Annotated in this window: 16 protein-coding genes; 1 reads left to right on the top strand and 15 read right to left on the bottom strand. The window is 52.4% G+C overall.

What is annotated here, in order from left to right:
• Nucleotides 1–92: 92 nt before the first annotated feature.
• The 15 genes from C3F13_06180 to C3F13_06110 form a co-directional block, all read right to left on the bottom strand.
• Complete coding sequence (locus C3F13_06180) at nt 93–1,025, bottom strand: cysteine ABC transporter substrate-binding protein (GenBank protein ID PWB54603.1); 933 nt, start codon at nt 1,023–1,025, stop codon at nt 93–95.
• A 274-nt stretch (nt 1,026–1,299) separates the two neighbouring features.
• Nucleotides 1,300–2,568: a hypothetical protein gene (locus tag C3F13_06175; protein PWB54602.1), complete on the bottom strand. Its 1,269-nt coding sequence runs from the start codon at nt 2,566–2,568 to the stop codon at nt 1,300–1,302.
• A 1-nt stretch (nt 2,569) separates the two neighbouring features.
• The gene (locus C3F13_06170; protein PWB54601.1) at nt 2,570–3,874 is read right to left on the bottom strand and encodes a hypothetical protein; all 1,305 of its coding nucleotides are present in this window, start codon (nt 3,872–3,874) and stop codon (nt 2,570–2,572) included.
• A 141-nt stretch (nt 3,875–4,015) separates the two neighbouring features.
• Nucleotides 4,016–4,222 (bottom strand): hypothetical protein, encoded by a 207-nt coding sequence (locus C3F13_06165; protein ID PWB54600.1) that lies wholly within the window; start codon nt 4,220–4,222, stop codon nt 4,016–4,018.
• Nucleotides 4,219–4,392 carry a hypothetical protein gene (locus C3F13_06160; GenBank protein PWB54599.1) on the bottom strand — a complete coding sequence of 58 codons (174 nt, stop codon included), beginning with the start codon at nt 4,390–4,392 and terminating at the stop codon, nt 4,219–4,221. The genes C3F13_06165 and C3F13_06160 overlap by 4 nt, the downstream gene beginning before the upstream one ends.
• 11 nt (nt 4,393–4,403) lie before the next feature.
• Nucleotides 4,404–5,102, bottom strand: a complete 699-nt coding sequence (locus tag C3F13_06155) for a cytochrome C assembly protein (protein PWB54598.1) — start codon at nt 5,100–5,102, stop codon at nt 4,404–4,406.
• 3 nt (nt 5,103–5,105) lie between these two features.
• Nucleotides 5,106–5,837, bottom strand: a complete 732-nt coding sequence (locus tag C3F13_06150) for a cytochrome C biogenesis protein (protein ID PWB54597.1) — start codon at nt 5,835–5,837, stop codon at nt 5,106–5,108.
• Nucleotides 5,838–5,839: 2 nt separating this feature from the next.
• Nucleotides 5,840–6,541 carry a heme ABC exporter ATP-binding protein CcmA gene (gene ccmA / locus C3F13_06145; protein ID PWB54596.1) on the bottom strand — a complete coding sequence of 234 codons (702 nt, stop codon included), beginning with the start codon at nt 6,539–6,541 and terminating at the stop codon, nt 5,840–5,842.
• Between the two features lie 27 nt (nt 6,542–6,568).
• Nucleotides 6,569–8,614: a hypothetical protein gene (locus tag C3F13_06140; protein ID PWB54595.1), complete on the bottom strand. Its 2,046-nt coding sequence runs from the start codon at nt 8,612–8,614 to the stop codon at nt 6,569–6,571.
• On the bottom strand, nt 8,568–8,663 hold the full coding sequence (locus tag C3F13_06135; protein ID PWB54672.1) for a hypothetical protein: 96 nt from the start codon (nt 8,661–8,663) through the stop codon (nt 8,568–8,570). The genes C3F13_06140 and C3F13_06135 overlap by 47 nt, the downstream gene beginning before the upstream one ends.
• 467 nt (nt 8,664–9,130) lie before the next feature.
• Complete coding sequence (locus tag C3F13_06130) at nt 9,131–9,802, bottom strand: hypothetical protein (GenBank protein ID PWB54594.1); 672 nt, start codon at nt 9,800–9,802, stop codon at nt 9,131–9,133.
• Nucleotides 9,726–10,226 carry a hypothetical protein gene (locus tag C3F13_06125; GenBank protein PWB54593.1) on the bottom strand — a complete coding sequence of 167 codons (501 nt, stop codon included), beginning with the start codon at nt 10,224–10,226 and terminating at the stop codon, nt 9,726–9,728. Before C3F13_06125 ends, C3F13_06130 begins: the two co-directional genes overlap by 77 nt.
• Before the next feature lie 4 nt (nt 10,227–10,230).
• Nucleotides 10,231–12,324: a cytochrome C biogenesis protein gene (locus C3F13_06120; protein PWB54592.1), complete on the bottom strand. Its 2,094-nt coding sequence runs from the start codon at nt 12,322–12,324 to the stop codon at nt 10,231–10,233.
• Nucleotides 12,325–12,339: 15 nt separating this feature from the next.
• Nucleotides 12,340–12,852 carry a hypothetical protein gene (locus tag C3F13_06115; GenBank protein PWB54591.1) on the bottom strand — a complete coding sequence of 171 codons (513 nt, stop codon included), beginning with the start codon at nt 12,850–12,852 and terminating at the stop codon, nt 12,340–12,342.
• A gap of 163 nt (nt 12,853–13,015) precedes the next feature.
• Nucleotides 13,016–13,936: a hypothetical protein gene (locus tag C3F13_06110; protein PWB54590.1), complete on the bottom strand. Its 921-nt coding sequence runs from the start codon at nt 13,934–13,936 to the stop codon at nt 13,016–13,018.
• Between the two features lie 196 nt (nt 13,937–14,132).
• Here C3F13_06110 and C3F13_06105 point away from each other — a divergent pair, with 196 nt between their 5' ends.
• Nucleotides 14,133–14,810: a GGDEF domain-containing protein gene (locus C3F13_06105; GenBank protein ID PWB54589.1), complete on the top strand. Its 678-nt coding sequence runs from the start codon at nt 14,133–14,135 to the stop codon at nt 14,808–14,810.
• Nucleotides 14,811–14,816 lie beyond the last annotated feature (6 nt).

Genomic DNA, 14,816 nt, shown 5'->3' with positions numbered 1-14,816 from the left:
CAGCCCCATCTAGCGAGTAGTGAAAAGTGACGGTGGCCAGGTAGCGGAAGCTGGTTTGTCTAGTTTCTACCTGGAAACCATAAGGAGGAATTTTATGGCCACTGAGCCAGAGCTGCCAGGTCAAAAGCTTTGGCGGCTGTTGTCAGGTCTATCCCGTAATATTTCTGCGAAAGGGTGAGCAGTGTACCATCTGTATTCAACCCATTGATCACTTCGCTGACTTTTTTCAGGAATGGTACAGGATCTGGTGTGCTGGCTTTGTCAACCGCACCAGCCAGATATTCGAAGTAGACCGGATCGCCAAGCTGGCGGAAGGGTTGGCCTTTATTAATTTCATTCTGTCCGGTGGGCTGAGCTGTCAGCACAGCATCCAGTCGGACGCCATCACCCAATGCCAGGTCTTGCAGGGCATAGAGATCGGTCTCATAACCCATGAACTTGGCATCCTTGACCACATAATTAATTGTTTCGCCGGGGATTTGCAGTGAACCTGACAGATAGGCGTCGTAAGTACAGCCGGTGCAGGCACCGATTTTCTTGCCTGATAGGTCACTTGGCTGGGTGTAGCTGGTGTTGTCTTTATAGATAAAGAAAGCCGCGGGGGTTGTGTAATAGGGCTGGGTGAAGTACAACTTCGTCATGCGCTCGGGTGTGATGGTCATTGAGCCGATGCTGAGATCCCAACGGTTGGCCCAATTACCTGCGGTGATCAAGTCCCAGGCAATTGTAAGGAAGCAGGGCTCAACACCAAGCTTATTCGCGATGGCAACCGCCACATCAATATCGAAGCCTTCCATCTGGTTGGCGGTCTGTGCATCTGAAGGGCACTTTGTACCAGCTGTCCGCTGAGCAGTCTCCACCAGCTGTGATTGGGGCGGGTATGCCGGGTCAGTGGAGACCAACAGGTAACCCCGGGCAAGGATTTCGTCAAGCTTATTGGTAGGCGCAGATGCTTTTGGAGCACAGCTGGCCAGAATGAAACTGAAGATGATAAGCATGACGATGGCAATATACGTCTTCTTCATAGATTCCTCCAAGGTATGGTTTTTTGAGTGTTGTTTCGTGAAGAAAGTTCAGAAATAGGTGAATCAGGGGTGAGCTTATATAGCGCCTCCTTCTCAAGAGAAGCATAATCAATGTGAAATTGGTACAGATGCCGGTTCAAATCGCGGGTCAAAAATGCCCTCCGGTAGTGATACCGATTTCCAAGCCTGGTTTGCTTATAGAAAGTAATCGATCTATGCCTATGGTCATCGAGCGTGGCAGTGGTACTGTTTATTATAGACCATTCTGACACTGCTAAGCAAGTGAATTTCCAGGATTCACCCACGACTGCAAAACCGCCCAGATAAGATTAAGGCGCAGGCTCTGGCGGATCACATTGCGATAAGGCGCATGGGCAGATACTGCATCGAACAGGGCCGATTGTAAAGGCGTGGATTTTCGGGCAGCCCGGATGACGGGATCTAGAAGACGATGGCGGGCTAAAAACATGGTGAAGTAACGCATCACCTGACCGTAAGGAAGGTCTTGAATGATATCTTGATTGGCATGGTTGTAGTATTCAGAAAAAGCTGTCTCGGAGACGCCGTGCTGGAGAATAGCCTCGGCGGCGCGGATGCCGGTCATGACTGCTGTCGTCACTCCTTTTCCTTTAAACGCACGCACTAAACCAGCCGCGTCTCCGACAATCACAAAGCGATCGCCAAAATATCCATGAGCTTCTGAATAGGGGATCCTGCCTTTATAGAATTGCAGATCGAGTGGGTTATCTGCAGTCTCACAACATGGATCCGGCAATACACGGCGTACTTCGGGTAGCTCAAGAAATATTTTCATCAGCTCTGCATCTACGTTTTTCCCAGCGATGTTGATCGAAATGTGGTTACCCTTCGAGGTGATACCGCCAAATTCGATGTTGTGGATGGACGGGAGAAAAGCATGGATGCAAGGACCGAAGGTCTGCATGTATTCCAAAGGGGGGTGATATTTGGTCACAATCGAGCTGAGTGCCTGGGGAGGACGATAAGGCGTCAGGCGGCGAAACATGGATGAGCTGCCGTCGTCCATACCGAAGGCTCCGACAATCACATCGGCTTCAAGAGGGGCGCTATCCGTATAAACCACCGCCCGGTCAGCATGGAACTCAAGGTCAACCGCCCGGGCTGTCAGGACCGATATGCCGTGCTCCCTGGCTTGTTCGAGCATGTAGTCATCGTACTGAACCCGTCTCAGGGCAACGGAAGGCTGGTAGATATCATCCAGGATGATCATTTCTTGAGCAGTGTGCAGGATGTAGCGGCTTATCTGGCTGCGGCTTAAATGATAAGGGAATTTGACTCCCAATTGCTCAGAGAGCAGGCTAGGCAACGGCGGTGCAAGCACTCCAAGGCACTGGTTATAATGCATCTCTCCCACAAACTGCTTGCCTTCCACGATGGTGAGCTTGATATCACGCCCCATATCGGCTGCCATGCGCTGCAGTGCCAGGGCGCAGGCAGTCCCCCCGGGGCCGCCTCCGATGATAACCACGCTCCCATTTTCTAATGGGCCAAGTGAGTTAAGCATGTCATCCACCCTTCCAGCTGGTACCCAACCCGTAGCCAAGATTCAGCAGTGCCGTTAAATTCACTCCGCGGAAGAAAAGCTGGCGATATGGCTCATCGCCGGTCAGCATGCCCCACAAGATATGCATGTGCCGCCGCTGTGTTGCAGGCAGCGACATTTCGCGCTGGATGGCCCCTCTCCAGGCGCTCAAGGTGATCGGTGACTTCAAGACGATATTCCACAAGCGAAACAGCAGGGCTCCATAAAAGTTATCTACATCGATCGACCGGCATACAGGGGCATAATTTTTGGAGAAATCCTTTCGAGAGATCCCCACTTCCACAGCCGTGGTCATGGCTTGTTTTGATGTCTGGTACGCAGAACCAATACCGTCCTTGTACAGGCGGGTAACTGCTGCATCACCAACCGCCACCCATCGGTCGCCGAAATACTGCCGGGCTGCAGTGACAGCAATGCGCGGGTTGCACCCACACAGCGTGTTGCCCGGGTCATACTGCAAGATTTGGGTGAGATTTTGAGCTGCGATGAATTCGTTGACCGAGTTTTTTGTAAAACCCTTTCCTAGCAGCGATATGTTCAGATAGCGTCCTTTAGGAATGATCGCCCCAAAGCTCAGCCCAGGAGGTCGCCTGAAATATGCGTTGACCTCGTCAGAGATCCAGTCTACTGGGCGAAAGACTTCATCCTGAGCCATGACCTCTGTTTTGGGTGGGCGGTATCCAAAGCCAGCCTGCATGGGTGAGCGGGTATTGATTCCTACCGCGAGCACCACCAGGCTGGCAGAGTACCGCTCTTGAGCGGTATATGCCACCGGCCCGTCTTCCCACTTCACCTCATGCACCCGATGGGGGATGAGGACGGCTCCACGCTCAACTGCCTGGGTGAGCAGGAAGTGATCGAAACTTGCCTCAGGGATGTCCTCCACCAGGCGTGGCCCACCACCACGGTAGACACTGATGATCCGGCGGGTCGGGTCAGGGCGCTCAAGGTGGATTGAGTGGTGGTCTAGGTGAATACTATATGAATGGAGGTCTGCCTGGACCACCGCGTCGGGAATGGTCAATCCCAGTTCGGATAGATTATTCCACAAGCGGGAGGAGAGTACACCCGCACAACGGTTGCAACCGGCTGGCCCTGGCCTTGAGAAATCACGCGGCTCAAAGATCATTATTTCCAGGTTAAGTTGTTTAAGCTTGCTCAGGCGCAGGAGATGGAGGGCGGCAAAGCTTCCGGCGGGTCCGCCCCCGATGATGCATACACGACTGTGATCTTCTAATTGTAGATCTGCCAGGTCGTTCTCCTCCAAGGCGATAAAATCAACCAGTAATACGAGGTAGTTTTTCAGTTATTGGAAAACAATTTTACCTGATTAATGATGAATTTGACCACTTTTGTTTAAATAAAATCTCCCGGTTGGCTGTAACAAACCTAGCTTCCGGGAGATGGCTTACCTGCCGGAGAGCAACCGGGCAGCCATGCACGAGTTTAATGGATCTTCGTCATAGAGCTGCTTGCAGTCCGGGCCGCAGAAATAAACAATCTCGCCACGGTAGTGGATGTAAGGTGTATTCGGTGTGATGTGAATGCGAGCCCCACAGGCTGACTCACCAATTGATGGAAGCTGGGGTTCGCTATTTGTGTTATTCGGACTCATTTTTCATTGTGCTCCATTTCTTCAAGCGTTGCCAGGTCACGTTCCAGGTTACGGCGACGGAGAATTAGGCTGAGAATGTACAGGAACATGACTGAGAAGATCACCGCATAACCTGCGATCATGTAGCGGGTGGTCTCAGCGGGTGCGTATTGTAAGATCGTATTAAGCATGAACTTCCCTCCTATTGCAGGATTTTAAGCCTGAGATTTTCAAGTTTATCTGCCAGCCTGCCCAGGCGGATGCGGTGCCAAAGCAGATCGGCAAAGATGAACGAGAAGGTGAACAGGCTGAACATGAAGGTTTGCAGCATTCTGGCAGTCATTTCGAAGCTGCCTTCAGCACCTGCGCCTCCACTGCCAATAATGACGGGATGGATGGTGCGGAAGATGCGGATCGAGATAAATGTGAGTGGTACGCTGACGAAACTCAGAATGGCATATACCGCCCCAAAACGTGCACGCCGGTCAGGGTCATCAATGCCCTGGCGCAGCATAAAGTAAGCCGCATACACCAGCTCAACAATAGCTGCGGTGGTTAAGCGCGGGTCCCACGTCCACCAGGTGCCCCATGAGCCACGCGCCCAGATCGAACCGGAGATGATGGCAGTAAAGAAGAACACAAAGCTGATCTCGATGGCAGCCAGCCCGACGATATCCCACTTCCGATCACCTTTACGCAGGTAGGCGATCCCGGCAATGGCTGCTACCATGAACCCTAACATGCCCACCCAGGCATTGGCGACATGAAAATAGAATACCCGCTGCACCTGACCCATGATGGCTTCCAGGGGGGCATAGAAAAACACGGCGCCGACAGCAGTGATGAATAAAAGGATGCTGATAATATCCAGGATGGTTAAAATGCGAGGTTTGGATTCCATGAATTACTCCTCAACTATGTAATCGAAGACCATAAAGGCCACTGCAGTAAATACCACGTCGTAAACCAGCAGAAGGTTAATCCAGGGCTGGAGATCGGCGATGGCTGTGCCCTGCAGGAAGCCTGTGCTGGCTTTCACGGCAGCGATAAGAATGGGGATGACCAGCGGGAACAAGAGAATGGGCAATAAGATATCACGCGTTCGGGTCTGGACTGCCATGCTGGATAGGAGCGTCCCTACAGCAACATATCCGATTGAACCCAGCAGGATGACCAGCAATAAACCAGGTAAAAACAGGTTGACGCCATATAAAATAGTATATACAGGAAGCACAATGGCTTCAACGATCACCATAAATATCAGGTTTCCAACGGCTTTTCCGAAGTAAATGGCACTGCGATCGACGGGTGCCAGCAACAAGCCATCTAGGCAGCCGCGATCTTTTTCCATAGCCATTGAGCGGTTCAGCCCCAAGGTACCCGCGAAGGCAAAGGTGACCCACAGCACTCCGGCGGTGATCGTGGCACGTGCCGTGGCATCCAGCTCCAGGGCGAAGTTGAAGATCAAGATGACCAGCAGGGCAAAGACCAGCATGGCAGACAGCAGCTCGCGGCTGCGTAATTCGGTTGCCAGGTCCTTCCAGATAATCGCCCCCAGCGAACGTAAAAACTGCCCTGCCCCCGGCGAGTGCTTCCGAAGCTTAGATCGTTGGTCGGTGCTCGGTATAATTTGCATTCTCAGCTTTCAGCCAGCGCTTGCCGGTAGAATCCTAGCAGCTGATTGGGCTCGATCTGGGTGCGTTGGATGGTGGCAGTGATCACCCCCCGAGATAACACGTCGAAACGGGACGCCAGGTCGGCTACCCGGGCTAGGTCATGGGAGGTCATCACAACGGTTCGCCCCCGGGCTGCCACTTCGTTTAAAACCGTATCCAGCATCAGGCAAGCATCCTGATCCAGCCCGGTATGGGGCTCATCGAAGAGCATCACCTCAGGCTCGTGGAGCACTGCCCGGCCGATGGCCAACCGTTGTTGCATGCCGCGCGAAAACGTGCGTACCAGGTCGCGCCGGCGCGCCTGCAAGCCCACCAGGTCGAGTACCTCGCTAATCCTATGATCTGCATCCGCAATGGAATACATGTGGGCGTAGAAGCGCAGATTTTCTTCAGCCGTCAAGTCGCCATACAGCAAGGGTAAATGCGAAACAACTCCCAGCCGGCTGCGTACTGCGGAGGCCTGACCTGGGAGGGAATATCCCGCAATTTTTACGCTACCTAATGTTGGACGTGATAATGAAGCCAGGATACGTAAAAAGGTCGTCTTGCCAGCCCCGTTAGGGCCTAGCAATGCGACGAATTCTCCCGCCTCAACGGTAAAGTTCATCCCGCGCAAGACGGTTTTCAAACCAAAGCGTTTGACTAGTTTATGAACCGTGATCATATAATACAACCAGTGATTGTAATTCGATTATCCCTGCCCTAATTTACGCAGTTTTTCCTTTAGAGCTGCCCGGCGTTCAAGGTAAGCTGCTTCGGGGAGGTTCCCAGAATGGTACTGATCGTCCAGGGCGATGATCGCATCCATTAAGGTATCTTCGTCTTCTGGACCAATTGCCTCACTGGTTAATGGTGAATCGAGGCTCACCTCACCCAGGGGAGTCTCTGCGATTAACTTGCGCTGATGCCTGCGGTACAACCACAACCCGGCTACCACAAGAGCCACTCCAAAGACTGCCAGGCCGATGGCCATGCTCTGTATTGTCCCTGCAGAAAAGAATGAGCCAGCAGATTGCTTTGGTGTTCCGGATAGGGTGAATTCCAATGCACTACCCGCGATCAGACTGCTACCGTTATACATGCGGAACGTGGTGTCCTGATAATCACGAGTGCCACCTTCCTGGAGCATTTGGCTGTCCACTTTGATGCCATTATCTGGCACCATCACCACTACCGCATTGGTTGGCAGGTACATGGATTGAACAAAATTAAGCTTGCGGTCATATGGCAGCTGGTAGGCAAAGATGACCTGATACTCGCCCGACCCTGGAGGAACGGCTGTGGTGTCGGCGAAGCCTTGCGACACTTCGATATAAGGATCACCGAGAGCGCCATTTTGAAATTGTAGACCCGAGTATCCATCAGGCAGGGGGAAAGTGACAACAGACCCACCCGGGGTGGGAGCTGCGACCGTCTGGGTGGTCGGGTTTGAGATGATAAAGACCTCCACGACATTAACTACGTCGGGGGTCGAAAAATCAAACAGCAGGTGGACCCGGTCCGTTGTCAGTACAGATACATCAGTGGTGGCATCATAGACGGTGATCGGTATATTGAGGTTGGGAGTAGCGGGGTCTATCATCACAACATCTGAGCCGTACGTGGTTGAAGAGTACTCCACTCCGGCCAGGAATGCCCGCCCTTCAGGCATCTCAACATCGCTAAACGTGTATACGCCACCTAGCCCACTGGTCAGGGTTTCAGAATAAGTATTCTGCATATCATCGAAACCATACAGTGTCACGGGTACATCCGAAGGAGCTTCCCCACCTGAACCATTAATCAGTGCCACCGAGACCGATCCAATAAATGTCGTCGATGTAATGGTGGTCGTTTCTGTAGACTGTGGGGAATCCGTCACCATCGGGCTTTGATCGGTCTGGGGTTCGGGGTAAGGGTAAGCGGATGAAGTAACCGACGCACTCGTTACAGGCGTGGGAGAGGAGCTCGCTGTGCTTTGCAATGCGATGTAGGTCAATGAGCGTAGGTAAGCTACCAAGGCGTAGCGTTCGTTGTCAGTCAAAGTACTTGAATACGCGGGCATATCCGGAGTAATGCCGGAGGTAATGGTTCGATACAGGTTTTCGGATGACCGCTGGGCCATAAATGCCTGGTTGGTGAAATCAGCGGGTTGAGAAGTCAGGTCATTGGCTTCAGTGCCGTTGCCTTTCCCAGTTTGACCATGGCATTCGACACAATTTTTGATGAAGAGGGATTTCCCCTGGCTGACAAGCGCATTGGAGCTGCTCAAGCTCATGGCATACGACACCACATCCCAGCGCTGGCGGTCAGTAAGATTGCCGAAGGCAGGCATGAACCGCTCCATGTTTCCATGGGTCACCACGGAATACCAGTCAGCTGGAGAAAACTGGCGGGCGTAGTCAGATAAACCGAGCGAAGCGACCGGCACAGACAATTGGGCGGATTGCGGGCCATCACCCAACCCCGTCGTGCCATGGCACTGGGCACACTCACGGTTGTAGATTTCCGCTCCTTTGGTCAAGTCGGGTGCCACGATCGGGTATGCCTGATTGGTGGCAACACTCTGGGTCGGCTGTGGTGCAACCGGCAGCTCTGATCCTGGAGGAGGGGTGATATCAGCTGCGAGGGAACAAGCTGAGATCATGATGGTGAAAAGGATAATAATGGTTAATACCAGGGATTTCGACATATCAGTTCTCAGGGATAAGCTAGATAAGGGTGGCCCCACACTTAGGGCAAAAGCGGTCGGAGGCATGCACGGGTTTACCACATTTTGGACAGAAACCTGCTGCTTTTTCGCTCATGGTGCGACGGCGGAGGGCGATGCGTTGCTCCAGGTCATCATCCGGGACGGGTGGGACAGCATTGCCATTCTTCTTAGCTGCGGTGGGAGTGGCTTCGAGGGCACTCCGCCGGGAGAGGATAGCTTCCTCGATGCGGTCTGGTGCAGGCGCTGACGAAGATGCCGGGTGCTGCGCATCGATCTGGCGCAGGATCTCCGCACCCGATTGCAGCAGGGCTAAACGGCTTGGCTCGTAATTCTCTGGGGGGATTTTTCCAAGATTGTAGTCATCGTCCAGCTCTTGAATCGACGCCACCACCTGGTCACGCTGAGCTAACAGAGAAGAAACATCATCCGTAGGTTTGACTGCCATGCTTGTTCGCTGCTCAAGGATGGGGCGACTGATAAACAGAACGACGAAGATCAGCAGAGCGAGGGTGAGGAAGATTGAACCAATATCCATGATCAGGTTTCACATTTCCGAGTGAATTATGGGCCGAGGAGCGGGTCGATTGCAGCCTGGATCTCAGCTACAGACGTATATGGGCTCAGCTTCAAAGCAGCCAGATTGCCATTTTTATCGATAATATATGTTTCGGGAACACCGGTTGTACGGTAGGCCTGAGAGATAGACGTGCCCAGGTCTGGCCCGTTCGGGTAGGTGATATCAAATTTGTCGATGTATGCCAGCGAAGCCGATTCAGTGTCCGTCCAGGCGACCCCGAGAAAGAGCACATCGCCGCGCGGCTGGTAATATTCCCAGGCGGTCTGCAAATCAGCAGCTTCTTGCTCGCATGGTTTACACCACGACGCCCAGAAATTGACCAGCAATACCTTACCAGCCATATCTGGCGCTGTAATCTGCTGGCCATCAAAGGTCGTCAGGGCGAAGGTGGGTGCTGTTTGCCCAATGGAAACGGGGCCTTGCTGTTTACGCATCAGCACCATGGCGACAACCACCAGCAAGCCGAACAATCCTGCCCAGACAATAATTTGTCCCCAATGGACCTTGGTTTTTTGCTTCGGATTTTCAGATGGAATAGTGGTCGTCTCGTTCATGGCTCTCTGCTTAAGGGTTATGGCTCTAGCGTTTATGTACTTCTTCTTCCAGGCGACGGATATAGTCATCCTGGGTGGTATCCTGCGTTTGTGATGGCGCATTTTGTTCAACGGGTGCGCCAGATGAAGGATTCGGTTTTCTCCAGGAACGATAGGCGCGATAGAGGATATAAACGCCTACTCCGAAAGCGATGGGTGGTACCAGGTATACCAGCCAGTTGATGCCTTTGACCGGAGGCGTCCCTAACACCCGGGAACCGTACTGCTGGACGAAGTAATCTTTGATCTGCTGTTCTGTCCAACCGGCAGTCAGTTTCTCGCGAATCAGCTCGCGCCACTGGGCGCAGGCAGCCGTTCCGCACACATCCAGGGGAATGTTCTCACATACCGGGCAGTATAGCTGCTTGGCGATGGCGTTCACCTGGTCATCAGAAGGGGTGGGCTGCTGTGCCACCACGACTTGCTCAGCCAGTGCGCCGACAAAAAGCGTGATCAGGATAGCCAGCAGGTAGCGTATATTCTTCATATGATCACGCCTTTATCGTCTCAGGAACTGCGTGGGTCTCTATCACCACCTCCGGCTCCTTGGATGGCCAGGTGGCAACAATCGATCCGATAATGAATACAATTGCTCCGAACCATAACCACCAAACCAAGGGGTTGTGGTAAATTTTGAATGTAGCTGCCGAAGTGGATAGGGGCTGCCAGTCCACTAACAACACGTACAGGTCGTCTTCAGGCGTGCTCCGCACAGCTGCAATGGTCATCGACTGTTGTGATTCATAATAGTAATCACGGCGTGGGTGGAGCTCACCGATGTATTTTCCGTCCTTGTAGACGCTCACCACAGCACGCGCCACATTACGCCCTTCTGCTGTGTCAAAAATGGATAAGGAGTCAAACTGGACGATGTACTGCCCAAGGCTGATCTGCCCTCCCTGGGGAACGGTTGCCTGGGTTTCCGTTTGGAAAAGCTCAATCCCCAGGATACCGATCGCCATCAACACCATCCCCAGGTGGATGACATATCCCCCGTACTTTCTTCGACTCTTGCCAATCATGGTCCAAAATGCTTGGAGTAAGTTTTCATCCCTGGCGTTGTGGCGAGCCCAGGCAGATCTCCAAAACTCATAGACGGTGACACATATAACAAACGAAATTAGCCAAAAACCCAGGAAGGCGGGAACGGAGCGATAACCGACTAAAAGCAAGGGGATGAATACCAGCAACGAAGCGAGGGTGGGTTTCCAGATTGACCTGCCGATGGTCTTTGCCGTTGAATACTGCCAGGTAGATAACGGAGCGATCCCCATCAAGAGCATCAAGCCAGCCACCGGCAGCCAAACGATGCCTTCATACCACTGCGGGCCGACGGTCACCTTTTGGCCGGTGAAAACACCAGCCAATGCAGGGATGCCCTGCCCGACAATGCCCAGGGCTTCCGACAGGACAGGAAAGATCACCCCCCAAAAAACAACCATGAAAAAGCCTATAAACAGCAGGTTATTGAGCAGGAATAAGGCTTCGCGTGAGAATAGTGAACCCAACTCTCCTTCAGACCTCAAGTCGTTCCAGCGCCGGCTAAGCAACAAGAGGGAGGTGATCAAGGTCACCCCGATGAATGCAAAGAACAAGGGCCCGATGGCGCTCTGAGCAAAGGCATGCACCGAAGAGAGCACCCCTGAGCGGGTTAGGAAGGTGCCGAAGATTACCAGGTCATAGGTGAGGATGATGAGCACCATGTTCCATTGCTTAAGCATGCCACGTTTTTCCTGAACGATGACGGAGTGCAGGAAGGCTGTCCCGATCAGCCACGGCATGAAGGCTGAGTTTTCCACTGGGTCCCAGCCCCAATAACCGCCCCAACCAAGAACGTCGTAAGCCCAGCGCATTCCGAGTACGAGCCCTAACGAGAGGAACAGCCAGGCAACGATTGTCCAGCGGCGGGTGATGCGGATCCAGCGGTCATCCGTCCGGCCGGTGATCAGGGCAGCCATGGCAAAAGCATAGGGAATCACGAAGGCCACGAAACCCAGGTAGAGCATGGGGGGATGGATGATCATCCCCGGATGGCGTAGGAGCGGGTTGAGACCATTCCCGTCCTGTGGAATGAATGGGGTGGTACCCGCTGGCTGGAACATGGCAGTCGTGATGTTACCCGTGGGGGTTTGCCAAAATCGCACGAATGGATTCTCGATAAAGATACTTAAGAGCAGGAAAAACGCCAGTGTGATCAAGGAGATCACGATCACCCAGGGAAGGAACTCGCGATCGCGGTCCCACTTACGCAGCATGACTGCTGATGCAAAAGCAGACATCAACCACGACCAAAATATCAGCGAGCCGGCTTGCCCACCCCATAAAGCGGTGATGCGTAAATAGATTGGCATGCTGTTGCTGGCAACTTCAGTCACATATTGGACCTCATAATGGCCAGTTATCAACAGAAAGATAATGCATAACGCCGAAAGGGTGAGCAGAGGGAACGTGAGCAGCATGGCATTGCGAGCGCTATCCACCCAGGCTGGTTTTTTCGCCCGGGCGCCATAAAAGGCTGCCCCCACGCCATATAGTGATATCAAAAATGTAATGATCAGTGTGCCATAACCAAGGTTAGCAACCATGCCACTCTCCCGGCTTTAGGGTGCTGCCTGGCTAGGTACAGCTTCTTCATACTTGGTCGGGCATTTCAGCAATAGCTCATCGGCATAGAAAACATTATCACCATCAATATGCCCGGTGATAATCGCTTGAGCTTCATCTCTCAGCAAGTCGGGTTTTGGACCTGAATAAACCACCTCCATGCGCGTGCGGGCTGGGTCGGTCACAGCAGCATGCAGAACGGCTGCCAGTCCGCCTTCGGCTTCGATCTGTTTGTTATCAGCCGGAACGTTAGCAATGGTGAAATGCAGGGACAAGTCCTGGGGGTCGTACTGGATGGAATCGCCGATGACGGCACCTGAGATGCGTACATCTTTGCCTGCCATCGATTGGCCGCGCGCTAGTAATTCATCGATGGTGAAGAAGTATTGTGCATTCGCCTTGGTAGAAGATATCACCAGATAGATGATCGCCGCCAGGATCAGCAGACCACCGATGATAAATTTTGCCCGGCCGCCAGCCTTCGGGCGCTCTTCGATAGCTTGTTCCATTAAATAATCTCCTATGATTGATAGGCAAAGAGAAATGATGCTTATGAAATTTTACATGATTACATTAATACAAGGTGAGATAACACCAATAGTAGGGTGAGAATGAGTCAGATATCAAGTAAATGAAATATCCCTGAGTATCCAACTTAGCAGATTCAAAAAGTCATCGCCTGCGAATAGCACTGCCACATGAACGGCAGAATTGGTCTCCAGGTGCGGCTCGCTTGCCGCATTGAGAACAATATATTGATTCCTCATCCGCTTTTTGGTCAGTCTGCGCAGCTGATTGGTCTACGCTTGAGCGACGCCGGCGGATTTTTCGCGCCGGCTTTTGCTTGCCCGAGCGCCAAAACCAGACGATGCCTCCGACGATCAGGCCTGCTCCAAGGATGGCGAGTAACCAAGGTAATGCGTAGGAGATGTTGATATCGGAAATCGAGCTTTGCGGGATTGGGCCACTCGGTGCCACGGGTAAATTCTGGGCACTTAATGAATCGGTGGCTTTCTGATAATCTATCGTGATTTGAATGCTCTGGTCTGCTGTGATCGAGCCAATATCTTGAGTGTAATAGGTCAGGCCATCACTACCGTTAGCTCCAGCGCCGAGATTGGGTGATATCAGCATCTCGGTCGCTCCGGAAGGCTGTTGCACTTGCATGGTTAGCTGGTTGATGGCATACCCGCCCGGCCAGGTATATATAAAATGACGCGAGGTGCCATTGATCTCCAGGCTGGGGTCATAAAATTCGATCTGGATTGCGGAAGCAGTGGTGGTGAAGTTGATGCTCGACCACTCTTCTTCCAACTGGCGTGTGTAATTGATTGAATAGAGTGAGCCATCTGCCTGGCGCTCGGCGACTGCGTTAGGGGCACCAGCTGTGGTTGGAATGCGGATGGAGAGGGTGGCTGGAAAAGAAGTGGATGAAGCCAGGGTTATCTGGTAGATAACCAAGACGCTGGGTTTGTCATATTCCGGCCAGATTTCAATGAACATTGAGCTAAAGGAGATGGGGTTCTGAGCGCGTACCGATATCGGTGCGAGCAACGAAATAATGGCAAGAAGGAGTATGACCCATTTACGCATAAGTTGACCTCTCGAAAATAACTGATTAATCTTACCATGTCATCCAGTGTGGGGGAATAGCGCCTCAGCATTGAAACAGCCTGGGTGTCTAGCAGCGAACTCGAATACTGCCCGATCGATGATCATTGACATTTGTCATATATAATGATAATATATAAATATATTATATAGAAATAATATTACAACGGAGGATCTGATGATAAAACCTGATACATCACAAATTGATGAACTGACGGGTCTATTAAGCCGGAAAGGTTTTTTAGATAAGTTCAGCGAAGCACTGGGAAAAGCTAAATCTAACACCCAAGAGAGACCTCTTGCACTGGCTTTGCTGGATGTGGATATCTTTAACAAGATCAATGAAACCTACGGGCACGTCACCGGCGACAATCTATTGGTGGAGGTAGCCAAGACCATCCAGGCACACGCAGGTGAGCAAGCCCTGGTTGGTCGCTACGGGGGAGACGAATTTGTCATCGTCTTTCCAGGCGAAGAACGAGAGCAAGCTTTCCTTAAAATGGAAAGAATCAGGCATGAGCTGAGCCAGAGCACAGTCATGTCCAGTGACGGGCGGACCTTGCAGGGGATTTCCATCAGCGCAGGTGTGGCTGCCTTCCCGATGGATGGCAGGACTGAGAACGAGCTCTTGCGTAAGGCTGACCATGCCTTGTACCGGGCCAAATCGAGCGGGCGCAGGCAGGTAAAATTGGCGTACGAGGAACGCATGGTTCCCAAAACCACCCATTACACCCAGACCCAGCTTGAGCGGCTTTCCAAGCTGGCAGAGGAACGCGGGGTGAATGAAGCTGACCTGTTGCGTGAAGCCATGGATGATTTCCTGACCAAATATGGGGTCAACGATATTGAGAGCTGACCCGTA

Source organism: Anaerolineales bacterium, from assembly GCA_003105035.1.
Lineage (GTDB): Bacteria > Chloroflexota > Anaerolineae > Anaerolineales > UBA4823 > FEB-25.
This window is presented reverse-complemented; position numbering and strand designations above follow the sequence as displayed.

Excerpts from the sequence above, each read along its gene's own strand:
- C3F13_06180 (PWB54603.1), bottom strand. The coding sequence starts at position 1,025 with ATGAAGAAGACGTATATTGCCATCGTCATGCTTATCATCTTCAGTTTC.
- C3F13_06175 (PWB54602.1), bottom strand. The coding sequence starts at position 2,568 with ATGCTTAACTCACTTGGCCCATTAGAAAATGGGAGCGTGGTTATCATC.
- C3F13_06165 (PWB54600.1), bottom strand. The coding sequence starts at position 4,222 with ATGAGTCCGAATAACACAAATAGCGAACCCCAGCTTCCATCAATTGGT.
- C3F13_06160 (PWB54599.1), bottom strand. The coding sequence starts at position 4,392 with ATGCTTAATACGATCTTACAATACGCACCCGCTGAGACCACCCGCTAC.
- C3F13_06155 (PWB54598.1), bottom strand. The coding sequence starts at position 5,102 with ATGGAATCCAAACCTCGCATTTTAACCATCCTGGATATTATCAGCATC.
- C3F13_06150 (PWB54597.1), bottom strand. The coding sequence starts at position 5,837 with ATGCAAATTATACCGAGCACCGACCAACGATCTAAGCTTCGGAAGCAC.
- ccmA (PWB54596.1), bottom strand. The coding sequence starts at position 6,541 with ATGATCACGGTTCATAAACTAGTCAAACGCTTTGGTTTGAAAACCGTC.
- C3F13_06140 (PWB54595.1), bottom strand. The coding sequence starts at position 8,614 with ATGCCTCCGACCGCTTTTGCCCTAAGTGTGGGGCCACCCTTATCTAGC.
- C3F13_06135 (PWB54672.1), bottom strand. The coding sequence starts at position 8,663 with ATGAGCGAAAAAGCAGCAGGTTTCTGTCCAAAATGTGGTAAACCCGTG.
- C3F13_06130 (PWB54594.1), bottom strand. The coding sequence starts at position 9,802 with ATGCGCCATCACAAACGCAGGATACCACCCAGGATGACTATATCCGTC.
- C3F13_06125 (PWB54593.1), bottom strand. The coding sequence starts at position 10,226 with ATGAAGAATATACGCTACCTGCTGGCTATCCTGATCACGCTTTTTGTC.
- C3F13_06120 (PWB54592.1), bottom strand. The coding sequence starts at position 12,324 with ATGGTTGCTAACCTTGGTTATGGCACACTGATCATTACATTTTTGATA.
- C3F13_06115 (PWB54591.1), bottom strand. The coding sequence starts at position 12,852 with ATGGAACAAGCTATCGAAGAGCGCCCGAAGGCTGGCGGCCGGGCAAAA.
- C3F13_06110 (PWB54590.1), bottom strand. The coding sequence starts at position 13,936 with ATGCGTAAATGGGTCATACTCCTTCTTGCCATTATTTCGTTGCTCGCA.
- C3F13_06105 (PWB54589.1), top strand. The coding sequence starts at position 14,133 with ATGATAAAACCTGATACATCACAAATTGATGAACTGACGGGTCTATTA.